The sequence below is a fragment of the Dactylosporangium sp. CA-052675 genome, from assembly GCF_050947935.1.
Lineage (GTDB): Bacteria > Actinomycetota > Actinomycetes > Mycobacteriales > Micromonosporaceae > Dactylosporangium.
Map to the genome: position 1 here is coordinate 6,108,028 of NZ_CP192010.1, position 23,420 is coordinate 6,131,447.

26 protein-coding genes are annotated in these 23,420 nt (G+C 72.3%); 4 read left to right on the forward strand and 22 right to left on the reverse strand.

Features of this window, described 5'->3' with window-relative positions:
* Positions 1-61: 61 nt before the first annotated feature.
* Both ACQP1P_RS27245 and ACQP1P_RS27250 read right to left on the reverse strand, forming a co-directional pair.
* Positions 62-244 (reverse strand): 2OG-Fe(II) oxygenase, encoded by a 183-nt coding sequence (locus ACQP1P_RS27245; protein ID WP_433074365.1) that lies wholly within the window; start codon positions 242-244, stop codon positions 62-64.
* A gap of 148 nt (positions 245-392) precedes the next feature.
* Entirely contained in the window at positions 393-1,436 is a 1,044-nt protein-coding gene (locus tag ACQP1P_RS27250) for a glycoside hydrolase family 18 protein (RefSeq protein WP_433074368.1), read from the reverse strand.
* Between the two features lie 240 nt (positions 1,437-1,676).
* Between ACQP1P_RS27250 and ACQP1P_RS27255 the strand changes: the two genes are divergently transcribed.
* The 3 genes from ACQP1P_RS27255 to ACQP1P_RS27265 all read left to right on the forward strand — a co-directional run bounded on the left by ACQP1P_RS27255 (position 1,677) and on the right by ACQP1P_RS27265 (position 2,888).
* Positions 1,677-2,090 (forward strand): DUF3592 domain-containing protein, encoded by a 414-nt coding sequence (locus tag ACQP1P_RS27255; RefSeq protein ID WP_433074371.1) that lies wholly within the window; start codon positions 1,677-1,679, stop codon positions 2,088-2,090.
* A gap of 128 nt (positions 2,091-2,218) precedes the next feature.
* Positions 2,219-2,566 carry a hypothetical protein gene (locus tag ACQP1P_RS27260; RefSeq protein ID WP_433074374.1) on the forward strand — a complete coding sequence of 116 codons (348 nt, stop codon included), beginning with the start codon at positions 2,219-2,221 and terminating at the stop codon, positions 2,564-2,566.
* 67 nt (positions 2,567-2,633) lie between these two features.
* Positions 2,634-2,888, forward strand: coding sequence for a hypothetical protein (locus ACQP1P_RS27265; RefSeq protein WP_433074377.1), 255 nt, complete (start codon positions 2,634-2,636; stop codon positions 2,886-2,888).
* On the opposite strand, the gene ACQP1P_RS27270 is transcribed toward ACQP1P_RS27265, so the two are convergent.
* The 7 genes from ACQP1P_RS27270 to ACQP1P_RS27300 form a co-directional block, all read right to left on the reverse strand.
* Positions 2,827-3,147 (reverse strand): hypothetical protein, encoded by a 321-nt coding sequence (locus ACQP1P_RS27270; RefSeq protein ID WP_433074380.1) that lies wholly within the window; start codon positions 3,145-3,147, stop codon positions 2,827-2,829. The two genes, ACQP1P_RS27265 and ACQP1P_RS27270, sit on opposite strands and share 62 nt — an antisense overlap.
* Positions 3,144-4,505, reverse strand: a complete 1,362-nt coding sequence (locus ACQP1P_RS27275) for an insulinase family protein (RefSeq protein ID WP_433074383.1) — start codon at positions 4,503-4,505, stop codon at positions 3,144-3,146. Before ACQP1P_RS27275 ends, ACQP1P_RS27270 begins: the two co-directional genes overlap by 4 nt.
* A gap of 2 nt (positions 4,506-4,507) precedes the next feature.
* A complete protein-coding gene (locus tag ACQP1P_RS27280; protein WP_433074386.1) occupies positions 4,508-5,467 on the reverse strand; it encodes a hypothetical protein in 960 nt (319 codons plus the stop codon).
* A gap of 114 nt (positions 5,468-5,581) precedes the next feature.
* Positions 5,582-6,124, reverse strand: coding sequence for a hypothetical protein (locus tag ACQP1P_RS27285; RefSeq protein WP_433074388.1), 543 nt, complete (start codon positions 6,122-6,124; stop codon positions 5,582-5,584).
* Positions 6,121-6,792: a deoxyribose-phosphate aldolase gene (gene deoC / locus ACQP1P_RS27290; protein WP_433074391.1), complete on the reverse strand. Its 672-nt coding sequence runs from the start codon at positions 6,790-6,792 to the stop codon at positions 6,121-6,123. The genes ACQP1P_RS27285 and deoC overlap by 4 nt, the downstream gene beginning before the upstream one ends.
* The gene (locus tag ACQP1P_RS27295; protein ID WP_433074394.1) at positions 6,789-7,499 is read right to left on the reverse strand and encodes a GntR family transcriptional regulator; all 711 of its coding nucleotides are present in this window, start codon (positions 7,497-7,499) and stop codon (positions 6,789-6,791) included. The genes deoC and ACQP1P_RS27295 overlap by 4 nt, the downstream gene beginning before the upstream one ends.
* Positions 7,500-7,580: 81 nt before the next feature.
* A complete protein-coding gene (locus ACQP1P_RS27300; RefSeq protein WP_433074397.1) occupies positions 7,581-8,522 on the reverse strand; it encodes a cation diffusion facilitator family transporter in 942 nt (313 codons plus the stop codon).
* Between the two features lie 311 nt (positions 8,523-8,833).
* Here ACQP1P_RS27300 and ACQP1P_RS27305 point away from each other — a divergent pair, with 311 nt between their 5' ends.
* Positions 8,834-9,544: a DUF1775 domain-containing protein gene (locus tag ACQP1P_RS27305; RefSeq protein ID WP_433074400.1), complete on the forward strand. Its 711-nt coding sequence runs from the start codon at positions 8,834-8,836 to the stop codon at positions 9,542-9,544.
* A 96-nt stretch (positions 9,545-9,640) separates the two neighbouring features.
* On the opposite strand, the gene ACQP1P_RS27310 is transcribed toward ACQP1P_RS27305, so the two are convergent.
* The 13 genes from ACQP1P_RS27310 to ACQP1P_RS27370 all read right to left on the reverse strand — a co-directional run bounded on the left by ACQP1P_RS27310 (position 9,641) and on the right by ACQP1P_RS27370 (position 23,417).
* Positions 9,641-10,843: an MFS transporter gene (locus ACQP1P_RS27310; RefSeq protein ID WP_433074403.1), complete on the reverse strand. Its 1,203-nt coding sequence runs from the start codon at positions 10,841-10,843 to the stop codon at positions 9,641-9,643.
* Positions 10,844-11,077: 234 nt separating this feature from the next.
* The gene (locus ACQP1P_RS27315; protein ID WP_433074406.1) at positions 11,078-11,455 is read right to left on the reverse strand and encodes a hypothetical protein; all 378 of its coding nucleotides are present in this window, start codon (positions 11,453-11,455) and stop codon (positions 11,078-11,080) included.
* Between the two features lie 54 nt (positions 11,456-11,509).
* A complete protein-coding gene (locus ACQP1P_RS27320; protein WP_433074409.1) occupies positions 11,510-11,674 on the reverse strand; it encodes a hypothetical protein in 165 nt (54 codons plus the stop codon).
* A gap of 53 nt (positions 11,675-11,727) precedes the next feature.
* Complete coding sequence (locus tag ACQP1P_RS27325) at positions 11,728-13,353, reverse strand: methyl-accepting chemotaxis protein (RefSeq protein WP_433074411.1); 1,626 nt, start codon at positions 13,351-13,353, stop codon at positions 11,728-11,730.
* A gap of 320 nt (positions 13,354-13,673) precedes the next feature.
* Positions 13,674-15,119 (reverse strand): aldehyde dehydrogenase family protein, encoded by a 1,446-nt coding sequence (locus ACQP1P_RS27330; RefSeq protein ID WP_433074414.1) that lies wholly within the window; start codon positions 15,117-15,119, stop codon positions 13,674-13,676.
* On the reverse strand, positions 15,112-15,798 hold the full coding sequence (locus ACQP1P_RS27335; protein ID WP_433074417.1) for a GntR family transcriptional regulator: 687 nt from the start codon (positions 15,796-15,798) through the stop codon (positions 15,112-15,114). Before ACQP1P_RS27335 ends, ACQP1P_RS27330 begins: the two co-directional genes overlap by 8 nt.
* 40 nt (positions 15,799-15,838) lie before the next feature.
* Complete coding sequence (locus ACQP1P_RS27340) at positions 15,839-16,915, reverse strand: M24 family metallopeptidase (RefSeq protein ID WP_433074420.1); 1,077 nt, start codon at positions 16,913-16,915, stop codon at positions 15,839-15,841.
* Between the two features lie 71 nt (positions 16,916-16,986).
* Positions 16,987-18,117 (reverse strand): aminotransferase class I/II-fold pyridoxal phosphate-dependent enzyme, encoded by a 1,131-nt coding sequence (locus ACQP1P_RS27345; protein WP_433074423.1) that lies wholly within the window; start codon positions 18,115-18,117, stop codon positions 16,987-16,989.
* 4 nt (positions 18,118-18,121) lie between these two features.
* On the reverse strand, positions 18,122-19,765 hold the full coding sequence (locus ACQP1P_RS27350; protein WP_433074426.1) for a phytoene desaturase family protein: 1,644 nt from the start codon (positions 19,763-19,765) through the stop codon (positions 18,122-18,124).
* Positions 19,766-19,829: 64 nt separating this feature from the next.
* The gene (locus tag ACQP1P_RS27355) at positions 19,830-20,600 is read right to left on the reverse strand and encodes an amino acid ABC transporter ATP-binding protein (protein WP_433074429.1); all 771 of its coding nucleotides are present in this window, start codon (positions 20,598-20,600) and stop codon (positions 19,830-19,832) included.
* Positions 20,597-21,535 carry an amino acid ABC transporter permease gene (locus ACQP1P_RS27360; RefSeq protein ID WP_433074432.1) on the reverse strand — a complete coding sequence of 313 codons (939 nt, stop codon included), beginning with the start codon at positions 21,533-21,535 and terminating at the stop codon, positions 20,597-20,599. The genes ACQP1P_RS27355 and ACQP1P_RS27360 overlap by 4 nt, the downstream gene beginning before the upstream one ends.
* Positions 21,528-21,920 (reverse strand): cupin domain-containing protein, encoded by a 393-nt coding sequence (locus ACQP1P_RS27365; RefSeq protein ID WP_433074434.1) that lies wholly within the window; start codon positions 21,918-21,920, stop codon positions 21,528-21,530. Before ACQP1P_RS27365 ends, ACQP1P_RS27360 begins: the two co-directional genes overlap by 8 nt.
* A gap of 12 nt (positions 21,921-21,932) precedes the next feature.
* Positions 21,933-23,417 carry an asparaginase domain-containing protein gene (locus tag ACQP1P_RS27370; protein ID WP_433074437.1) on the reverse strand — a complete coding sequence of 495 codons (1,485 nt, stop codon included), beginning with the start codon at positions 23,415-23,417 and terminating at the stop codon, positions 21,933-21,935.
* Between the last annotated feature and the right edge of the window lie 3 nt (positions 23,418-23,420).

Sequence of the window (23,420 nt, forward strand, 5' to 3'; positions counted from 1 at the left end):
CGTCCTGGCCTGCGCGGGGAGCACTCGACGGCGGGACCGGTGCCGGCCTCGCGGAGGGCGCTCAGGGGCACCGGGTGGTCCAGGCGGCCGTCAGCATGAACTCGCCGCCGGTGTAGTCGGTGCCGTACCCGCTCAGGCCGATCACGACCTGCAGCGGGAAGACGAGCTCGCGGCAGTCGGCGTCCTCGAGCAGCCGGCCGATCGGCGCGCAGCCGACGTCGTCGAGGCCTGCGGAGATGGTCACGCCTCCATCGTGTCGCGCACGGCACCTGCCGGCTTGCGGGAATCGGACTTCGCATCCGGCCCCGCGCCGGGGCGCCGGGCTCGGGCAGGGTGCGCGCCACGAGCCAGCTCGTGACCGGCCGGACGATCAGCGGTGCGACCGCTGACCGTCAGCCGTTGGGCTTCGGCTCCGGCTCCGTGCGCCGGCCGGCGCCGTCGCTACCGTGCTCGCGGAACGGGCGGACCATCGCGTCGAGCAGCGAGTGCTGGTCGTCGTCGCCGCCGAGGTGCCACGTGAAGGCGCCGCGCAGGCCGTGCTCGGCGGCGAACGCCGCGCGCTCCTCGATGGACTCGGCGTCCTCGTAGGAGACGAACGTGCGGGTCTGCGGGTGGTACAGCCACGGCGAGCGGGCCTCCGGATGCCGGTGGCGCTCCCAGGCCGGATCGGGCAGCAGGTCCCGCGCGATGTCCCGGTAGTCGCCGACGTGCACGGCCCCGGTCTGCGGCTGGAACAGGCCCGGCGGCTCCGCGCGGAAGCCCCGGCCGTAGAACGGCACGCCCAGCACGAGCTTCTCCCGCGGCACGCCCTGGCCCTCGTAGTAGTCGACGGCGCCGGCCACCTCCGGCAGCGCGGCGTTGAAGGTGGCGATCGGGGAAAAGACGGTGCCGAAGTCGTACGTCATGAGGCACACGAAATCGAGCAGCCCGGCGAAGGCCTCGAGCTCGTAGCTCTCCGCCGGGTCGTAGGGGCCCGCGGACTGCAGGCGCCCCGCGGGCAGGGCGGCGCTCAGCAGCCGGTCGGGGCCAAGGCGGTCGCGCAGCTCCCGGGCGAGCAGGGTGGCGTTGCGCCGGTCCTCGGGGCGGTGGACGACCTCGGCCGGGCCGCCGGAGACCGGGAACTCCCAGTCCAGGTCCACGCCGTCGAAGCCGGCCGCCAGGGTCAGGCACTCCTCGGCGAACGACGCCCGCGACGAGGCCGTGAGCGCCGCGTCCGAGAAGCCGTCCGCGCCCCAGCCGCCGACCGAGAGGATGACCTTGAGATGCGGGTGGGCGCGGCGCAGGTACGCCAGGGTCGCGGGCGCGGCGGGCGGCAGGGTCAGGTGGCCGTCCTCGATGGTGGCGAAGGCGTGGAAGAGGTGGGTCAGGCGATCGGCGGGGATCGCCTCGATCGGGCCCGAGTAGTAGTAGCCGCCCAGGACGGTGCTCGTCGGCATGCGGTGCTCTCCCTGGTAGCGCCGGGTCTTCGTACACCGACAGCGTACGGAAACCCCGCGGCCGGCTCAGTTGACGGCGAAGACCGGCGATTACCTTGATCCTCGGCGCCACCTCGCCGCGGGCGCAACGCATCCCGTCCGGACTGCCGATGAACGCTTCGTGGGCGCACCCGGTTGCCGACTGTCGGTTGATCGACTTCGAGCGGACCGACCGGGCTTCGGCCGACATCATGGTCGGCCATGTGGTTGTTGATTTCTCTCGGGGCGATCGTGATCGGCACGATCGTCACCGTCAGCGGCATAAAGCGCATCAAGAGCTCCCGCAGGTTCCGCGCCCGGGCGGTCCGCGTCAACGGCATGGTGGTCGACAACATGTGGCGGCAGGTCGACGGCAGCGACCTCGCGATGCCCGTGTACGACTACCACACCCGCGAGGGGCACCCGATGCGCGCGACCGAGACGGTCGGCACCAACCCGCCCCGCTACCGGCCCGGGACGCCGGTCGTCGTGCTCTACGACCCGGCCGAGCCGTACCGGGCCCGGCTGGAGGGCATGGCGACCGCCACGAATGTGCTCAACGGCGTGTTCGTCGTGGTCGGCCCGATCGTCGCCGTCATCGGCCTGGCCGCCCTGGCCGTCAACCTGATGCTGTAACACCTCCGGCTCCTGCGGTCCCGGCGGACGGCCGCCGGGACCGCTGCGGCCGTCGTTCAGCGAACACCCAGCTCGCGGTCGTACCGTCGGGTCGCGTACATCCGGCGTTCACCTGAATGGAGCGGAGCATGGCAGGTACGGCAGCGGAGCAGACCGGGATCACCGACGACGACACCTCGCCCGTGGCGCGACTGCGCCGGGCCGAGCTCCGCGTCGCGCACCTGGAGGGCCAGGTCGAGGCGCTGCAGAACCAGATCGCGGCGCTGGAGGCCGCCGACGAGCACCACCGGGCCGAGCTGGCCACCGCGCACACCGAGGCCGCCGAGGCGGCGGCCACCGCCCGCGAGGCGCAGGCCCGTGCCGAGGAGCGCCGCCTGCTCATCGACGAGCTCCGGCGGCAACTCGCCGCCGCTCAGGCGAGCCCGGCGCCCGTCGCCACGGACGCCAAGGGGAGCTGGCTGAGCCGCCGACGCTGAGATCTGCCCGCAGGCAACGCAAAGGCGGCCGGGACACGTCAATCGTCGTGAGAGAGATGGAGGGCCGATGCCGCACGATGCCGAGCCTGATCCGCCGGACGACGATGCCGACCGGAGCGCGACCGAGGAGCTGGAGCAGTGGGGGCGGCGGCTGCTGGCGGCCTGCGACGCGGTGACGCTGCTGCGCTGCCTCGCCGAGGCCGACCCCGCCCCGGTCGCCCGGGGACCGCTCGTCAAGGTCCGCACCGTCCGGCGGGTGATCACCATGCCGGGCGGCCGGCTCGTGGCCCTGGAGTTCCCGGCGATCCGCCGCCGCGGGTAGGGCCCGCCGTTCGTGGCCTTACCCGCGTGAGCGCCACCACGACCCGTTCGACCGCGGCCCACACCGCCTCGTCGGTCGGCGGACGCAGGCTCGCGACCTCCCGCTCGTACGCCTCCAGGGCCGCGTCCACCGCGGCGACGAACGCCGGCGGGAAGAACGTCAGCGCGTACGCCTCTTCCCGCGGCATCGTCCCGGCGGCGACCGCCGCCTCCTGCTCCGCCGTCTCCCGCCGCCACCGATGGGTCACACGCTCGATCATGGCGCCAGCGTGGGCTCGATCTGCACGGCGATGGCGTCCGGGCCGATCAGGTGGCGTGCCCCGTCGGGGAAGCGCAGGGCGGCGACGCACTCGGTGAACAGCACGGTGCTGGGGGCGTGTGGGCGCACCACGCTCACGCCGTCGGCGCCGACGACGAGGACGGTGTCCGGGTCGGTGCGGGAGCGGTGCCGGGTGCCGGTGACGGCGAAGCGCGAGTACGACGGTGCGGCCTCGAAGCCGGCGGGTGGCCTCCCCAGCCCGGTTCTCGGTGCCATGAGCAGCGCCGAGCGCTCGGCGGCGGCGGCCGCCTCACGCACGTCGGCGGCGGCGAGTGAGCGGAAACCCCCGATCAGCTCGGCGGTGGTCGGGGCGTCGTATCCGCACAGCAGGTCGGTGGCACGACGCGGCAGCAGGTTCGCGTCGGCGTCGGCGCGCTCCAGCACGGCGAGCTCGCGGGCGCGGACCGCCTCCAGCTCCGCCGGGTCGGCCTCGGTGGTGGCCAGCCGGTGGACCTCCGCGAGGAAGTCGTCGAGGACCTCGCCGAGCTGGGCGGGGCGGCCGTCGGCAACGGCGGTGACGTAGGCGTGTGGCCGGCCGTCGGTGGTGTACGCGGCGGCGGCCGTGTACGACAGGCCGCGGTCCTGCCGCAGCTGCCGGAACAGGGCCCGATCCAGCAGGCGGGCGTAGGCGGCCGCGGCGCGGGTTCGCGGTACCGGTGCGTTCATGACCACCGCGGGAGCGGCGCCGGTGAACCAGGCGGGCGTCACCGGCAGCGCCGACGACTCGGGCGGCAGCGGCCACCGATCGCCGTCGGGCAGGTCGAGCCGCAGGCCCGGCGGGATGTTGTCACCGGCGATCCACAGCGCGGCGTTGGCGCGGTTGAACCTGGTCCGCGCCCACTCGGCCACCTGCGCGGCGGTGAGGGAGTGGATGCCCCACTCGGGCAGACCGGCGAGGCCGTAGTCGCGGGCGCCGTAGCGGTACACCGCCAGCGGCTGGGACACGGAGTCGGCGCGGTTGTCCGCCTCGGTGCCCAGGATCCGCTGCTCGACACCGAGACGGTCCAGCGGCAGCTCGCGCAGGCCGGCGCACACCTCGCGCAGGAAGGCGGCCACCGACTCCGGGGTGCCCTGCGTGACGAACTGGGTGGTCGTCATGCCGGTCAGGCCGTTCGCGTCGTGCCCCAGGCCGCCCTGACGATGCAGGGCGAGGTGCTCGACGAGGTGGGTGATGCCACCGGTGACCGCGGTCTCGTCGGCGCGGCCGACGCGGAACACCAGGCCGGCCCGCATCGGGCCGCCCCCGGGTGCGAGCAGCACCGGCACGCCGTCGATCTCGGTGCGGCGGGTCGCGGGCATGGTCACCGGCCCGGCCGGGGCATGGCGCGCCGGGCGGCGCGCACGATCGGCTTCCATCGCGGCGCGACGAGTTCCCAGCCGTACGGCGAGATCCGGTCGCCCAGCGCGGCGAAGTGCTCCGACGCCGATCCGAGGTGACCGCCGTAGTAGAGCGCGAAGGCGAAGGTGGAGTGTGCGGTGACCCAGCCGTGCACCGGGCGGAAGTCCGGGTGCAGGACGGTGTGCTCGGCGGCGCTTTCCAGGGCCCGGCGCGGCCCGCTCTGGCTGAGGTACCGGTGCATCGCGGACAGCGTCTCGCCGGCGAGCGCGTGCTCGATGTGGGCGTCGGCCACGACCGCGCCGCCGAGCGAGCCGGGGGCGCCGTCCCGCCGGCACTGCTCGGCGAACGCCTCGACCTGAGCGAACGTGCCGCCCCACTTCGGGCAGAGGTTCTGCACCAGCTGCACCTGGGCCCGGTACGGCGTGTCGCAGTGCTCGGCGGCCCGCTCGTAGCGGCGGCGCGCCTCGTCCACGCCCAGGCTCAGGGCCCGGGCGGTGATGATCCGCTCCGTCCAGGCCGCCGCGTCGGTGGGGTCGATCGCGGTGGCGTCGGCGAGCAGGCGCTCGGCCCGGCCGATGTAGTCGTGGAACACCCGCCACTGCGCGGGGGTGACGTACTTGGCGCGGGCGCCGGTGCGCGCCGCCCACCCGATGACGATGAACCGGGCGCCGAGCAGCGTGCGGGGCAGCGCCGCGTCCCGCTCGGCGTCCACCGCCGCCTGCAGGAACCGCTCGGCGCCCGGCGAGGCCGCGACCAGCCGAAGGGCCACCGAGTGGTCGGCGCGGGGCGCGAGGGCCGCGAAGTACGCCGCGACACCGCCCCAGTCGCCCGCGCGCACCGCCCGGCGCAGCGGCGCCAGGTCCGGATAGTGCGCGACGGGGTCGGTGCGCACAGGGCCGAGGCCCAGAGCTCGCAAGATCACGCGCGCGATCGTACGGCCCGGCGCCGATCGGTGTGTACCGCTGAACGGGCCTTTCCGATGCGTACCCTACCGATCATCGCTGAGCGGGGCCGACGTCGGCCCCGGCCCGACGCGTCATCCGGCCGGCGGGCAGGCGGCGACCTCCACGGCGGTCTTGTCGTCGTGCCGCTTCGTGCGCGGCCACCGGCACCCCCGCGGGTCCGACTCCTCGGCGGCGTGAACCCGCCGCAGCCACGCCCCCACGCCGTGGTCCCGCAGCGCGTCGCCGAGGCCGGCCCAGTCGGTCAGCCCGTAGTCGCAGACCCCCGCGGAGGCCCCGTCCGACATGAGGATCAGGGCGGCGAGGTCACGGATCGCGACCGTGCGCTCGACGGCGTGCCGGGCCGCGGCGGGCTCGGCCTCGGCGACCCAGAAGCCGTGCGGCCGGTTGAAGCCGAGCCGTTCGGTGCGCTGCACGGCCGCGATGAGCGCGGCGAAGCCGGTGTCGAAGCCGCGGCCCGCGCGCAGGTGCTCGCGGTAGGCGGCGCGTTCGGCGGGGGCGGTGGCGGCGAGCCGGTCGTCGCCGACGAGTTCGGTGCGGCCGGAGGTCCAGCGGATGACGGCCGGGCTGTCGCCGAGCACGAGCAGGTCCGCGCGTTCGGTGTCGATCCAGTTCATGTCCGGCCCTCGCGTTCGCGGGCGGCGAAGTCGTCGAGGATGGTCTCGGTGGCGGTCGCGCCGAAGCGGGTGGCGCCGGCCTCGTGCAGGGTCAGCAGCGTGTCGAGGGTGCGGACGCCGCCCGCGGCCTTGACCGCGACGGACGGGGACACCGTGGCCCGCATGAGCCGGATGTCGGCGAGGGTGGCGCCGCCGGGGGCGAAGCCGGTGCTGGTCTTCACGAAGTGCGCGCCGGCGCGCTCGGCGAGCCGGCAGCCGGTGACCTTCTCGGCATCGGTGAGGTAGGCGTTCTCGAGGATGACCTTCACGATCCGGCCCTGGGCGACGGCGACGACCGCGGCGATGTCGTCGTGGACGTAGCCGGTGTCGCCGTCGCGGAGGCGGCCGATGTGCAGGACCATGTCGATCTCGTCGGCCCCGGCCTCGACGAGCGCGCGGGCCTCGGCCGCCTTCACGGCGGTCGTGGTGTCGCCGTGCGGAAAGCCGGCCACGGTGCCGACGAGCACGCCGGTGCCGGCGAGGGCGGTCACGGCGAGCGGGACGTCCGACGGGCGCACGCAGACCGAGGCGACCTCGCGCCGGGCCGCGATCTCGCAGCCGTGCCGGACGTCGGCGGTGGTCAGCTCGGGGCGCAGCAGCGAGTGGTCGATCATCTTGGCGACGTTCATGCCGGTGCCTGCACGTCGAAGGTGACCCGCAGGGCGTAGCGGGAGCCGACATAACGGCTGATCGTGTACTCCAGCGGCGCGCCCTGCTGGTCGACGATGAGCCTGGCCTCGACGAGCAGCGGTTCGGCCTCGGGCACCTGCAGCCGGTCGCCGTCGGGGCCGGCCGGCTGGGCCGTCAGGGTCGAGGAGCCCAGGGTCGGGCGCAGCCCGAGACCGTGCAGGGCGCGGTGCAGGGACCCGCCCTCGAGGTCGGCGTCGAGCAGCGCGGTCAGGTGGGCCGGGAAGCAGGCGTACTCCACCGCGAGCGGCGTGGCGTCCGCCAGGCGCACGCGCACGATCGAGACCACGCGGGGCGCGGCCGCGGTGAGCCCGAGCGCCTCCGCCTCCTCGCCGGTCGCGGCCCGGACCTCGGCCTCGATCAGCCGCGAGGAGGGTGTGCGGCCCCAGCTGCGCACCTGGTCCTGGAAGCTCATCAGGGTGCCGGCGGTGCGGGGTGCGGGCCGCTGCCGCACGAACGTCCCCCGGCCCTGGATCCGCTCGATCAGCCCGTCGGCCTCCAGCGCGTTGAGCGCGGCCCGCATGGTCATCCGCGCGACGCCGAACTCCTCCGCGAGCACCGCTTCGGCCGGCAGCGCGTCACCGGGCCGGGCTGCGGCCAGGCGCGTTCGCAGCTCCCGCTCGATCCGCACGTACAGTGGCGCCTTCAACACATGTCCTCCAAGTCATCTAGACAACCTAGATGTTGGCATGGTCGTGCGGGAGCTGTCCAGGCCCTGGCGCGGCTCGGGTCAGGAGGTTGCCGGCGAGCGGTACGAGACGCCGTGCGAGTCCTCGCAGTGGGGGCCGTCGAGACTCGCCTCCCGCCCGGTGAACACGGTGGGACCACTGCCGGCGTGGTCGACCTGCAGCGTGCTGTGCGTGATGCGGTACTCCCGCCGCAGCATGGTCTCGATGGCGGCGCGCACGGCGTGGCAGTCGCGGCCCGCCGTGACGAGCACGTGGGCCGACAGGGCCGGCTCGCCGGAGGTGATCTCCCAGACGTGCAGGTCGTGGACCTCGACCACGCCGTCGACGGTGGCCAGCCGCGCCCCCAGGGCGGGCGGGTCGATGCCGGTCGGGGCCGCCTCGAGGAAGATGCGCCCGGACGCGCGGATGAGCCCGATCCCGGCCTTGAACATCAGCACCACGACGACGAGGGTGGCGATGGGGTCGGCCCGGGTGAAGCCGGTCAGCACCATGACGAGCCCGGCCGCGGCCGTGGCGATGAACGCGAACAGGTCGTTGAGGATGTGCTGGAAGGCGCCCTCGACGTTGAGGCTGGACCGGTTCGCCCGCGACATCGCCCACGCGGCGGCGAGGTTCACCACGATCCCGGCGAGCGCGGTGACGAGCACGAGCCCGCCGGCGACCTCGGGCGGGTGCATGAGCCGGCGGATCGCCTCGAAGCCGAGCCAGCCGCCAAGGATGATCATGGTGAGCCCGTTGGCCTGCGCCGAGAGGATCTCGGCCCGTTTCAAGCCGAAGGTGTACCCGCCTTTGGGTGGCCGCGCCGCCAGCCGCATGGCCACGAGCGCGAGCACGATGGCACCGGCGTCGGTCAGCATGTGCGCGGCGTCGGAGAGCAGGGCGAGGGACCGGGCGAGGAGGCCGACGACAACCTCGCCGGCCATGAAGACCCCGATCAGGCCCAGCGCGAGGGTGAGCCAGCGCCGGTCGGCATCCGCGGCCACCCCGTGAGCGTGACCACCGTGCCCATGGTCACCGTGCTCCTGAACACCATGCTCGTGGTCACCGACGTGCTCGTGGTCATGACGCTCGGTGTCGCTCCTGCTCATGGCAAGCGGCCTCTCGTGACCCGGAACCCTGACGTATGCGCGATGCCGCATATGTCACCACCGTACTCTCCCATCGCAACGCACGCTGAGGGCAACGGCGACACCCCCGGGAGGCGGCTGACCGAAAGACGTCTCCGGCTCGATCTTCGAGCGACGGTAGTAGTACGGTACCGGGGCTCGATGCTGAATCATGAGGAGTTGCCCGCATGGCGAACGGTGGCCCGCGGCGCCTGGCCGCGTACAGCGCGGCGATCGTGGCCGGCCTGATGGCCACCCTGCTGCCGGCCGCCCCCGCGTCCGCGCACGTGAAGGTCAGCGCGGACAAGCCGCACGCGAGCGCCCGCAACGTGACGATCACGTTCACCAGCGAGGGTGAGTCCTCACGGGCCGGCATCAGCGCCGAGCGGGTCGCGCTGCCGGACGGCATCGCGATGGGCGACGTCGAGCTGGTCGACGCCCCGCAGGGGTGGTCGTTCAGCGCCGGGACGGAGGGCTACACGATCTCCGGCCCCGCGCTGAAGCCGCGGGCCGACGCGGTGCACACGATCCGCATCGCCCAGTTGCCGGCGACGGCCCGCATGCTGGCCTTCAAGACGCTGGAGACGTACAGCGACGGCAGTGTCACCCGCTGGATCGACCTTCCGGAGGCGGGCAACCCCGAGCCCGAGCATCCGGCCCCGGTCCTCATGCTGCAGCCGGCCGCGGCGGCCCCGGGCGCCGGCCCGAGCACCGCTCCCAGCGTCGCGGCCACCGAGCCCGCGGCCGGGAGCCCGACGCCGGTCGCCGCAAACCGGGACACCGGCGAGAACACCGCGGGCACGGTGACGGCGATCGCGCTCATGACCGTGGCCCTGCTGGTCGTCGCCGGCGTCCTGCTGCTGGTCGTCCGCACCCGCCGGCGCCGCACCACCCCGTAGCGCCCGTCCTCAGCTCGCGGCAACCGGCGGCCCCGCGTCGCCGCGCTGAGCCGCCGGCCGCCCCGGCACGGCTCGTGCTCCGCGGCGGCCCAGCCGTCACGCCTGCCCCGGGCGGGCGCTGACGTCGGGCGGCTCCACCGTGGCGGCGGTCGCCCGCGGCACCGGCCGGGCGCTGATCAGCAGCAGGCAGCCCGCGGCGCTTATCAGCCCGCACAGCAGCAGCGCCGCCCGGTATCCGAGGACCTGCGCGGCCGCGCCCGCGACGAGCCCGGAGATCAGCGATGCGGCGATGAACGCGTTGCCGAACAGCGCGGTCGCGCGGCCGGTGGCCTCGGGCATCAGGTCCTGCATGTACGTGATGCCGAGCGCGTTGACCGCGGCGATGGCCACGCCGCGGGCCACCTGGGCGGCGAGCAGCGGCGGCAGGCCGGAGCTGACGGGGACCAGCGCGAAGTACAGCACGAACAGCAGCATGCCCAGCAGGAGTACGCGCTGCTGGCGTACCCGGGCCGGCAGCAGCATCAGGCCCAGCGCCGCCGGGATCTCCGCCACGGCGCACACGCTGGCCAGCAGCCCCACGTCCCCGTCGGGCCGGGCCAGCGTCCGTGTGACGTAGAGCGGCAGCGCGACCGAGCCGGCGCACATCGCGGTGTTGAACAGCGCGAAGCTGGCCGCCACCAGCAGCACCGGCCGCCGCAGCCACGACGGCGTCGGCGACTGCGGCGCGGTCCGGGGTGTCACCGGCGTCGTGCCCAACAGCAGCAGCGGCGCCGTGATGACCGCGAACGCCAGGGCCGTCAGCAGCAGCAGGCCGCTGTACCCCCGCCACGCCAGCGCCGCCGCGCCGAGGATCGGGCCGACGGCCCAGGCCAGCGAGAACACCGAGCGCAGCGCCAGGGTTCCGCGGCGCGCCGCGTCGCCGGAGGCGCGGTCCAGGTGGGTGCGGGCCAGCGCGAACACCTGCGAGAAGGCGGCCAGGCCGGCGCCGAGCAGTCCCGCGCCGATGAGCAGGAGCAGGGTGTAGCTGGTGGTCGTGCTCAGCGCGAGGTACCCGGCGGCCGGCGCCAGCACGGCGACCACCGCGGGCCATCGGCCGGCACCGCGGTCGAAGCGGCGGCCGAGCCAGGGCGTCACGAACAGTCCGCTGACGGCGATGACGGAGAGGAACACCCCGACCCGCAGCGGCGACAGGCGGGCCCGGTCGGCGCCGAACAGCACCAGATACGGCCCGATCATGGAGTCGGCGATGCCCAGCAGCAGGACGCAGGCCAGCAGGTGCGGCAGCTTCGCCTCAGCCATGCGCCTCGCGCCGGAGACCATCTGCATCCACATCCCTGGATCGCGACGGCAGCACCACCCGCCGCGGACGCTACCGGCCCGGTCACCTCCCGTCACCACATCCCGGCGCCGCGCGATGACCGCGCGGGCAAGTCAGCCGGTCACCGGCGAGCAGCGCGCCCGCGGACGTTGCAAGTTTCCCGGCCGCGGCACCATCGGCCGGACCGCGACCACCGCCGTCCGGCCGGGCCGCGCCTATCGGTGCCGCTCGTCCCAGCCGCGCACCTCCGCGTCGATGGCGCGCTGGTCGGCCTCCCGGTCACGCTCGTTCGCGTCCCGTTCCCGCAGGTCGGCCTGGGCTGATCGCCGGTCGGCACGCTGCTCCCGCTCGCCGACGCGCCGGCTCCGCTCATCGAGGTGCCGGTCGCGTTCGTCGGCCAGCGCGCCCCGCCGCTCCAGCTCACCCTGCCGCACCGCGGCCACGGTGTGCCGGCCCTCGAGCTCGATGTCGCGCTGGTCCGCGGCGGCGTCACGCGCGTCGGCGCGCGCCTCGCGTTCGTCGGCGACTCTCTCCCGCGCCGTGACGAGGTCCTCGCGGCGGGTCAGGTCGGCGTCCTTTTCGCCCGGTTCCACAACCCGGAGTCTAGGCGCCGCCGATGGCCGTGGCCATCACCGGACGGGCGCGGATCAGCAGCCCAGCTGCAGGCGGGCCTTGAACCGCAGCGTGCCCGCGGGCACGTCCTCGTCGCACCGTACGGTGCCCACCTCGATGTTGTCGAAGGTCGTGTACGCCTGCGTGCCGAGGCCGAAGACGGTGTACCGCGGACCGTACGGCGGCAGGTTCTCGCGCACGCAGCGGAACGAGGTGAACGTCCCGGAGACGGCTCGTGTGCCCTTGCGGACCTTCAGACGGTGTAGGTGGAAATGGCGTCGCGCAGGTCGGTGGACATGCCGGCGAGGACGGACGAGGTCTGCTGGGTCTCGGCGGCGCCGCTGGTGACGGCGTTCGCGGTCTCGGCGACGCCGGCGATGCTGCTGGCGATGTTCCCGGCGCTGGCGGCGGTCTCGGCCACGCTGCGGGAGATCTCGGCGGTGACGGCGGTCTGCTCCTCCACGGCCGAGGCGATGGTGGCGGTGTAGTCGTTGACCCGGCCGATGACCTCGGCGATCTGCCCGATCGCGGCGATCGTGCCGTCGGTCTCCTGCTGGATCTCGGTGACCTGCGCCGAGATCTGCTCCGTGGCCCGCGCCGTCTCCTGCGCCAGGTCCTTCACCTCGCCCGCGACCACGGCGAAGCCCTTGCCGGCGTCCCCGGCCCGGGCCGCCTCGATGGTGGCGTTCAGCGCGAGGAGGTTCGTCTGCTCGGCGATCGAGGTGATGAGCTTGACGACCGACCCGATCTGCGCCGAGGACGCCCCGAGATTCTGTACCGATCGTTGCGCCTGTTCGGTGATCTGGGCCGCGTCCGCGGCCACCCGCGACGCCTCCGTCGCGTTCGCGGTGATCTCCCGGATCGCCGCGCCCATCTCCTGCGCGCCGGTCGCCACCGTGGCCACGTTGCCGGAGACCTGCTGCGCCTCGCCGGAGACGACGGCCGCCTGCCGCGACGACGTCTGCGCCGAGCCGGACAGGTCCGACGCGACGGCCGACATCTGGGCCGAGGTGTCGGCGAGCCGGTGCGCGCTGTCGGCGACCCGGCGCACCGTGTCCCCGACCGCGGTCGCGGTGGCGTTGAGCGTGTCCGCGAGCTCGCCGAGGTCGTCGCGGGTGTCGACCCGGGCCCGGGCGGTGAGGTCACCGGCGCCGATCCGGCGCAGCGCCGCCATGCACCGGTCCAGCGCGGTCGAGATCAGCCGGGCCAGCGCGAACGCGATCAGCAGTCCGAACGCCAGGGTTCCGACGAGCACCACGACGACGATCCGCAGCGTCGAGCGGTACCCGGCGTCGGCCTGGGCCTGCTGCGCCTGGGCGCCCTGGTCGGCCTGCGCCACCAGCGTGTCGAGCGCCGTGGTGATCCGCTGCGTGAGCGGGGCGATCTTCGCCGTGCGCACCGACTCGATCCCGGCCAGGTCGCCGCGCACGGCCAGGGGCTGCAGCTCGTCGCGCAGCACGCCCATGTACGACGACCAGGCCGAGTCGAAGTCGTCCAGCGCCTGGCGCGCCGCCGCGCTCAGGTCGTGGCCGCGCACGGCGGACGCGGCGTCGGTCACGGCCTGGGCGGTCGTCGCGATCGCCGCGGTCTTCGCGGCGACCGTCGGCTGGTCCTGAGCCAGGAAGAGGTCGAGGGAGTTGATCCGCGCCCGGTACACCGCGTCGCGCAGCTGCCCGGCCTCCTCGACGAGGCGGGTGTGCCCCGCGACGGTGTCGACCCGGGCGTTCGTGGTGGACAGCTCCTGCAGCGCGAAGACGCTGTCGACCGTGCTCAGCCCGGCGACGATGGCCACCGCGGCCAGCACCTTCGTGCGGATCCGCCGGTCCGCGACCCAGCGCCACCAGCCCCGGCGGCGAGCGCCTTCCGTCTGCACCAACACGGCACGTACCTCCCGTACACCCGCGTCCCGCGGACCACCGCACCGGTGCACCTGAGAGCCCGGCGCGGCGCACACTGCACCTGCATCGCACCCATCGGCATCCCGAGGCGCACCTTGAGGGGTTGTCGGAGCGGGGTGGGCGCCTACCAGTGGCTGCCGCGCTCCCCCGGTGCGCGTCGACCGTCGATGATGGCCACGGCCGCGGCCCGCACCGCTTCCTCCCGTCCCCCGTCGTCGGCCAACCTCGGTGACCGCACCCACCGCGTCCGCCGACGCCGAGCCGGCATACCGCCGATGCGGTACGCCGGCTCGACCTCAGTTCACCATCTAAGATAGATCGACTTGGATACCGTGTAGAAATCCAGAGCGACGGCTCCCTGTTCCTTGAACGCCGCGTTGGACGAGTCCTTCAGCCCCCCGAACGGCACGTTGGGCTGATTTCCGGTGGTCGTCTCGTTCACCTTCACAGTGCCTGCCCGAACCTCGTCGGTGAAGGTCTGCGCCGCGGACAGCGAGTTCGTCAGGATGCTGGCGACGAGCCCGTACCGGCTGGCATTGACGCACGCTATGGCCTCCTCCAGGCCGGAGACCTCCACGACCGCGACCACCGGGCCGAACACCTCCGTCTCGAAGATGCGCGCGTCGGGCGGCAGGCCGGTGAGGACCGTGGGCTCGAAGAAGGGCGGGGCCGCGGCCCGCGCGGCGTGCCGGACAGCCCCTTCCCCGACGGCCGTGTCGACGATGGCCGCGACCCGTTCGTGAGCGGCCACGCTGACCAGGGGGCCGATGTCCGACGACGGGTCCGAGCCGTCCCCGAGCCGCAGCGATCGGGCCCGGGCAACCAGCGCCTCCACGAGTGACGATGCGATGCCCGGGGTGCAGTAGACCCGGCTGGTAGCGGTGCAGGCCTGGCCGGTCAGCCCGAACGCGCTCCGGGCGATCACGTCCGCAGCCGAGGCAGGGTCCGCATCGTCCAGGACCACGGTGGCGTTCGATCCACCCAGTTCCAGTTGGACGCGGGCCATGCGCTGACCGCACACCGCGGCAATCTGCCGGCCGACCTGCGTGGAACCGGTGAAGCTGATGGCGTGCACGCCCGGGTGGGCCACGACGGCGGCTCCGATCGTGCCGCCGTCGCCGACGAGGACGTTGAGCACACCCGGCGGCAGGCCCGCTGACTCGAGGAGCTCGGCGAGCAGCACGCTCGGGCCCGGCGCTTCGAGGGCGGGCTTGAGGATGACGGCGTTGCCGGCAACCAGCGCCGGGCCGACCTTCCAGGCGGGGATCGCGAGGGGAAAGTTCCAGGGGGTGATCAGTCCGACGACTCCCAGCGGCTCCCGGCGGGAGGTGATTCTCAGGTTCGGTTCCAGGTTGGCGAATTCCTGGCCCGCGAGGCGCCACCCTTCGGCGCCGAAGAAGGAGAGATAGTCGATGGCGCGGTCGACCTCGGCCCCCGCCTCGCGGAGCGTTTTGCCTTCCTCGAGCGTGATGGCGGTCGCGAACTCGCCGCGGTGCTGCGCGAGCAGCGCCGCGGCCCGGCTGAGGACTTCGCCGCGGCGCGGTGCGGGAGTGCGCCGCCAGGCGGGCTGCGCGTCGGTGGCGGCCTCGACGGCCGCGTCGACGTCCCCGGTGCCGCACAGTGATACGTGTGCGACCAGTTCGCCGGTCGGGCCGTGCAGCATGCGGGTGCTGCCGCCGACCTGGTTGCCGTTGACGCGACCCGCGATCACCGACGGGTTCGGCGTGAGATCCCGGACGCTACTCACGGCCGGGGTCGTCCTCTTCGAGAATGTGCCCCAGGACTTCGCGCACGTGCGTGCGCATCGCGGCCTCGGCGCCGTCCGGGTCCTGATTGGCGATCGCCTCGGCGACCGTGACGTGCAGATGCGCCGACGCCGCTTTGAAGCCTCGCTGCGCGGGCCTGATGTTGCGCAGCGTCTGGGCGAGGTCGAGCGCGTTGCGGGCGTACCGCTCGAGGTGGCTCGATCGGGCAGCACCGACGATCGCGAGGTGGAACTGCGCGTCGAGAGCCCGGAACTCGTTCGCCTCCCTGTTGTCGGCCGCCTCCAGGCTGCGGTTCGCCAGCTCGAGGATCGAGCCTGACTGCTCCTCGGAGCGCCGCTGCGCCGCCAGCCTCGCGGTCATCCCCTCGAGGCACTCACGCACCTCGAACGCCTCCGCCAGCGCCGGCTTCGACGGCGTGGCGATCCGGATGCCCTGCGGGTGCACCGAAACCAGGCCCGCTTCGGTCAGATGGATGAGGGCCTCCCGCACCGGCGTGGCGCTCACCCCGCAGAGCTTCGCGATCTGCGGGATCTTGAGGTCCATGCCCGGGGCGAGGGTGCCGTCGACGATCGCCTCTCGGAGCAGCGCCGCCGTGCGAACCGTGAGGTTCTGGTGCCTTGCCAGCGGAACAATCCCCGGCGAGGAATCGTCGGCCTTCACTGTCGTCCCTTCCTGTGGCCCTGGAGCAATATCTCATACGTCATTGCGCCGCCGACAAGACTGTCCGAGGCAGGGTGGTCAAGAACCTCGTTCCGTCCTCCTCGACCGCCAGGATGTCCGTGCAGCCGACGGCCCCCAGGCCCGGGACCCTCAGCGTCGGCAGCAGATGAAAGACCATGCCGACCTCGATCGGGCGGGGATCGCCGGCGCGAATGTCGAGGACGTCGCCTTCGCCCAGCCCCGGCGGGTAGGAGATGCCCATGCTGTAACCGCCGCGATTCGGCCAGTACGCGGCCGGGAACTCCGCCTCCACCAGGGATCGGCCGGCCCTGTCGACCTCGCCGATCGGCACTCCCGGCCGCGCGGCGGCGCGCATGGCCTCGCCGGCGGCCGCCGAGAGCGCGACCATGTCCCTGAGCTGCCCGGTCGGCCGCCCCCGCGTCACGGTACGGGTCAGGACGCCGTGATACCTGCCCTTCGACGCGCATACCTCCATCCGCAGCGGCTCCTGGTCGCCGATCGATCGCTGCGCATGCGTCGAATGGGTCACGAGCGAGCTCACGCCCGGCACGATGTAGGCCGGCGAGCCGGTGTACTCGCTGCCACTGCGTGCGAGGGTGGCGAGCACGGCGGCCGCGACGTCGCTGTCGGTCTCGGCGGCGCGAAGGCTCTCGAGCCCGGCGGTGATCGACCCCTCGGCGAGCCCGGTCGCCCGCTGGATCAGCGCGATCTCCGCGGCCGACTTGCGAGCACGGTGGCGCTCCACCAGGCCGGACGCGTCGATCAGGTCGTGCAGCTCGCCCCGCAGCTGGTCGTAGTACAGCGGCGGCAGGAACAGGCTGCGCCGGTCCACGCCGTTGCGCTTTCCCGCGAGCCCCGCCTGCCTGATCGCCGACAGCAGGGTGGGGATCGGATCGGTCAGGGCCTGCACCTCGATCGGGACCGTGTCCGAGATCCACGGCAGGTCGGGGACGTTGACGCGTTCGGTGTTGCGCACCACGAACCTGACGTCACCCTCGGCCGGCACGATCAGGCACTGGAAGATGTGGTAGCCGGGCGTGGTGTAGCCGGTCAGGTACGTGATGTTCTCCGGGCCGGTGACCAGCAGCGCGTCCATGTCCCGCTCGGCCATGTCCGCCCGCACCGCGGCCAGCCGCGCGCCGTACTCCTCGTCGGTGAAGTACCGATTCATTGCGTAGTTCCTTTCCCAGACGACAGCTGGTTGGTATCGGCGAGTTCCTCGAGGGCGACCGACAATCGGCCGAGTCCCTCCTGCAGTTCGGGCCGCGGTATCGAGAAGGTGAGCCGGCCGAACACCGGCTCCCCGAACCGGCCATTGTGCGCGATCGAGACGCGGGCCCGGCAGGCCCATGCCTCGAAGAAGGAGAGCTCTTCGCCCTGGGCGATGCCGAGCTCCTCCGGGACGAGCTCGATCAGCTGATAGATGGCGCCGGACGGCTTGACCGTCCGGATACCGCGCCACCGGCCGACCACGGCGTGCGCGAGGTCTCGCAGCTCCTGGTGCCGGCGCACGTCGTGATGGTCCTGCGGCGTGCCGCTGAGCGCGCCCACGGCGGCCCACTGGCTGATCGAGGACGCGCAGTTGCACAGCGATGCGTGGACTCGCCGGGCCTCGTCGATGACGGCCTTCGGCCCCGCGGCATAGCCGACCCGCCAGCCGGTCATGCCGTAGGCCTTGGAAACACCGTCGATGGTGACCGTCCGGGCAAGGATCTCAGGTCCCAGCGAGCCGATACTGTGCGCGGCTCGCCCGTCGTACACGAACCGGGAGTAGATCTCGTCGCTCAGCACGATCGCCGAGCTGTGATTGACCACCGCATCGGCAAGAGCGGCGAGTTCCTCGGCGGTGTACACCGCGCCGCTGGGATTGGCCGGCGAGTTGAGCAGCACCACGCTCGTATCGCCGTCCAAGGCGTCCCGCAGCTGGGCTCCGGTGAGCTTGTAGCCCGTCTCCCGTGTTGTCGTGAGGCCGACCAGCCGCCCGCCCAGCCGCTCGACCTGACCGCGGTAGCCCCCGTAGTGCGGTACGGGCACCACGACGTTGGAGCCGGGCTTGACCAGGGCGCTGAGCACGCAGAACACGCACAGCTTGGCCCCGGCGGCCACCATGATCTGCGAAGGGTCGTAGGCGAGGCCGCGCTCGTGCAGGGCCCGGCTGATGGCTTCTCTCAGCGGTGCGATGCCCGCCGCGCCGACATACCTGGTGTCGCCGCGGCGGATCGCGTCGACGGCCGCGGCTGCCGCGGACTGCGGGGATTCGATGTCCGGCACACCGGTTGCCAGGTCGATGGTCTTCATCGGGTCACCCGGCCGACGGAACGTCTGGGGTCGAGACCTCGTCCGGCGTCCCGGAGGTGTCGCGGAGGACCCGGGCGGCCGCGTTGTAGCCCGGGATGCCCGTCACCGTTCCGCCGGGCCAGACGCCCGAGCCGCACAGGTACAGGCCTTGCACCGGCGTGCGGTAGCGAGCGAGGCCGGGGGTCGGGCGGTTGCCGAACATCCCGAGAGGCGTCATGTCACCGTGCAACTGGTGTCCCTCCACGAGCCCGTACTCGCGCTCGAAGTCGACAGGGCTGAAGGTTCTCTGGTCGACGATGATGTCCTTGATGTTCGGGATGAACTCCTCGATCGTGTCGATACAGTTCGCCGCGAACTTGTCCTTCGTCTCGTCGTCCCACGCTCCGGAGGCGAGGCGGTAGGGCGCGTACCAGACGTTGACGCTCATCAGATGGCGTCCAGGCGGGGCGAGGCTGGGGTCGACGACCGAGGGGGTCAGCCCCAGCAGTTTGGGGCGCCTCGACGGGTGGCCGTACTTGTAGTCGTCGTACGCCTCCTCGAGGTATTCGACGGTCGGCGAGTAGCGGTACTGGCACGCCGCCAGCTGTCGCGCCTCCTCGTCGGAGGTGGCCGACCGGTGGATCGGAATGCCGTCGAGCGCCAGGACGAGCTTGAATGCCCCGCCGGCCATTCGCAGGTCGCGCAGCCGGTCGGCGAGGCCGGTCGGGATGAGCGCCGCGTTGTCGAGCAGGCTCAGCAGGGTGGTCTTGGGGTTGATGTTGGACAGGACGGTCGGCGACGTCACCTCGTCCCCGGACGAGAGCACGACACCGGTCACCCGCTCCCCGGCCGTCAGGATGCGCTCGACCCGGGTCTCGAGGCAGATCTCCACGCCCCGTGCCTCCGCCGCCGCGCGCATGGCCTCGGCGATCGTCCCCATGCCACCCCGGGGCAGGCCGGTCGAGCCGCGGACCATGTGGCGGCGCGGATCGTCGGCCGTCGTGTTCCCGCTCACCAGCGACAGCGGGCGGCGCAGGAGCCCGATCGGCGAACCCGGGGTCGAGGGCGCGACGTTGCCCGCGCTCATGGACAGGCTTGCCAGCAGCGCCTTGAGATGCGGACTCGACAGGCGCCGGTCCAGGAAGTCCTGGATGCTGCCGAAGAACACCTCGGCGAACGCCGCCTCGTCGTCCGGGGTGCGCATCGATGCGGCCAGCTCCGCGAGGCTCGGCGGATCGTCGAAGACCGACACGCCGAGCTTGCGCGCGAAGTCGTTGAAGAACTCGATGACGCCGAAGTAGGCATCAACGTCCTTGGGGGCCAGCGCGTGCAGGTCGGCCTCGGTCCGCTTCCGGTCCCGCCAGCCCTTGAACGACCGCCCGTCCGCGAGCGGGAAGACCATGGTCGGATCGGGCCGGTCGAAGGTCACCCCGAAGTGCTCGAGCTGCATGTCCTCGAAGATCCGCGGCTCCAGTGCGCTCGGCGTGTTGGTGATCGTGCCGCGGTATCCGGGGAAGAACTCCACCGGCGCGCAGAGTCCGCCGGCCTGGGCCCGCTGCTCGACGATCAGGACCCGGCGACCGGCGGCGGCCAGGTAGAAGCCGGCGACAAGACCGTTGTGACCCCCGCCGACGATCACGGCGTCATAGTGGGTGCTTCTGGGCTTCATCAGTCCTCCATATTCGATATATCGCACACGGGCGACGCCGACTTGATCACGAAAGGACCGATGGCTAGTTCGAGAAGCCCGCCCTGGACAGGAACGCCTTGAGACCGTCGGCCTGCGGATCGCGCAGCAGCCGGCTCGGGGCGCCCGACTCGACGATGCGCCCGTCCTCCATGAACACGATCCGGTTCGCGACTTCCTCGGCGAACCGCAACTCGTGCGTGACCACGATCATGGTCATCCCGTCGGCCGCCAGATCACGCATGACGTCGAGCACCTCCCCCACCAGTTCGGGGTCGAGAGCGGACGTCGGCTCGTCGAAGAGGATCAGCTTCGGACGCATGGCCAGCGCCCTCGCGATCGCCACCCGCTGCTGCTGGCCGCCCGAGAGCTGCCGTGGGTACGCGTCGCGCTTGTGCGCCATGCCGACCCGCTCGAGGAGCTCGACCGCGAGCGCGACGGTGTCGGCGCGCCGGCGCTTGAGCACCCGCAGGGGGCCCTCGATGACGTTCTCCAGCACCGTCATGTGCGGGAAGAGGTTGAACTGCTGGAACACGATGCCGACGTGCCGCCGATTCACCGCGGCCTTGCGCTCGGAGAGTTCGACGAGCGTGCCGTGCGACTCCCGGTAGCCGACGTACTCGTCGTCGACCTTGATGATGCCCGAGTCGACCGACTCCAGGTGGTTGATGCAGCGCAGCAGCGTGGTCTTGCCGGATCCCGACCTTCCGATCAGGCAGAGCACCTCCCCCTTGCCGACGTCGAGGTCCACCGACTTGAGCACTTCGTTGGCGCCGTACGACTTGCGCACACCGCGGATCGCGACAAGGGGCGTCATCCTCGCACCACCTTCCGCACCATCCGGCCGCCCGCGAGCACACGTCCGATGCGCGTCGCCCCGGGACGAGCGACACCCTTGCCGAAGATCCGTTCGATGTAGATCTGCCCCACCATGAGGATCGAGGTGCACAGGAGGTACCACGTCGAGGCGGCGAGCAGCAGCGGGATCGGCTGGAAGTTCCGGGAGAAGATCTGCTCCGAGACGTACAGCAGGTCACCGAGCGACAACACACTGACCAGCGACGAGTACTTCAGCATCCCGATGATGTTGTTGAAGGTCGGCGGGATGATGACCCGGACGGCCTGCGGCAGCACGATCCGGCGGAACGTCTGCCATGGCGTCATGCCCAGGCCCATGGCGGCCTCGGTCTGCCCCCTGTCGATGGACAGCAGCCCCCCTCGGACGATCTCGGACATGTACGCCGCCTCGTTGAGGCCGAGCCCCAGCACGCCGGCGACCATCGCCGAGATCAGTGCGTTGGTCGGCCAGCTGTGCAGGTCGGGACCGAACGGGATGCCCAGCGTCACCTTCGGGTACAACGCGCTGAGGTTGTAGAAGAAAATGAGCTGTACCAGGGTGGGCGTGCCCCGGAAGATCCACGTATAGAACCAGGCGAAACTCGACAGGATCGGGTTCCGCGACATCCTGCACACGGCGATGACGACCCCGAGCACGATGCCCAGCGCCATCGCCATGGCGGTCACTTCCAGGGTCAGGAGGAGTCCGCTGAGGATCGCCTCACTGAACATGTACTGGGCGAAGACGTCCCACCGGTACGCGTCGTTCGTGATCATCGAGACCACCATGCGGACCACGAGCAGCAGCGCGATCACGACCGAGACCCAGCGCCAGGGGTGGCGCTGCTTGACGACGCGCAACGTGTCCGGCGCCGCCGACCCGAGATCCCGCCGATCGGTCGTAGCACTACTCATGCCGGTGCCACTCGTCGTCGGCCTGGAGCCACCGGGTGGTACCACCCGCCTTCAGCGCCATCTGGGTGAAGCTCTCCTCCTCACTGATGGAGCCGTGCCAGTGGTGCGCATGCGCCGGAATCACCATCCAGTCGCCGGGCAGGAGCTCGTGGACCTCCCCTTCGACGGACACCGCACCCCGGCCGCTGACGGCATAGAGCACCTGGTCGACGCTGTGCACATGGGGCAGGGTGCGCGCCCCGGGCGCGAAATAGACCCCGGTGACATCGGTGCCGGCCTCTTCGCCGTGACGGAAGAGGTCCTTCCGGGAGACCGCCCCGGCAAAGCGTTCCGGCTCGTCGGCCAGCTCGGCCCCGACCGGATCGAAGTGCTTCGGCCGCATCATGTGTGCCTCCGTTCAGTGAGTGTCAAAGACCTCTTGCAGGGATGCGATGTACGCGGCGGTGGCCCGCCGCTCCGCATCGGTGGGCCGGTCCGGGTCGTGCGCCGCGGGCGCCGCGCCGAACCTGAGCAGGCAGGCGAGCAGGAGCATCCGGGCCTTCGTGGCGCTGAGGTTGCTGCCCGCGACGAACGGCACGGGCGTTCTGCCGACCGGGTCCTCCGGCCGGCCGCGGCCGCACCAGACAACGGGAAACCCCGAGTACACCGCGGCCGACAGGGAGGACTCGACCGCGCGGCTGGCCCATCCGTTGGGGGCGATGCCCTCTAGCACGAAGCCGGCGAGGCCGTGCCGCTCGGCGTTGTGCGACACGGCGTCCTTGACGCCGAGGTCCGCGCAGCCGCATGCGCCGCCCGCGATGCCGTACCTGCCGTACACGACGATGTCGACGACCGGAAGCACCTCGGGGGCGAGACGACCGCTGCCGTCCGTCACCTGGACGAGCCGACTGCCACCGGCGCCGTCCAGCGCGCGGACCTCGCGGGGCAGTTCGGAGATCCGCACGGCCGAGTCGCGGGTGTGCCGCCGAAGCGGCCGATACTCCAGCCGGATCGGCCACCGGGTGGTGCAGGTGGCCACCGGGCCGCCACCGGCGTAGCCGCCCGGACGGCCGGCCACCTTGTACGCTCCGCGCGCTGTGCGGACAACACCGTCGGCGACCAGGACGGCGCCCACCGCGTCTCCGCGACCGTCCAGGTTCCAAGCTTCCGAGACGATGTATCGCACGCCGTCGACAAGGTTCTGCCCGCCGTCCGATCCGATCGAGCGATGCAGCCGCTGAGCGACCTGACCCACGATGGGCTTGCCGGTGTCGATGAGCAGGCCGAGCCAGTACAGCGTCTCCTCGATCACCGGGCTGCCCTCGAGCCACTGCACCCCCGCGACGTCGGGCGCACCGACGATCTCCTGGACCTTGTTGGTGATGGTCATGAGCGTGCCGATGTCGGGCTCGGCGCGGCTCTCCCAGGCGCCGTAGGGAAAGTAGTCGACGCCGAGGACCTCCGGCACTTCGCCGCCGGTGTATCCGGCCGGCGGCCCCGCACGGAAGTGCCGGTAGCGGGCCAGCCTGCCGAGCGCGCCGGTGCGGCCCGCCTCATCGGTCCAGAGGGTGTCCAGCTCTTCGTACAGGCGCTCGGCCGACGGGAAGAAGGTCTGCGCAGCGGGACCCGTACCCTCCGGCAGCGGCAGCGCCACGAGCTGCCCCCGGGCCAGCGTGGCCGTGAGTAGGGCCTTGTCCGTCGCGCTGTTGAGATGCTCGTCGATCGGGTGGCCGCTGTGGCCGACGACCTCGATGCAGACGTCCTCGCCCAGGCGCTGCGGCACCAGCGCCGCGGGGTCGGCGCCCATGGGCGGGGTGTTGAGGATCGTCGCGGTGGGGCCCGCGACGACCGCGATCAGCGGAAGGGAAGCCCCGTCAGGCTGCGTGCCGGGTTGACTGTTCATCGC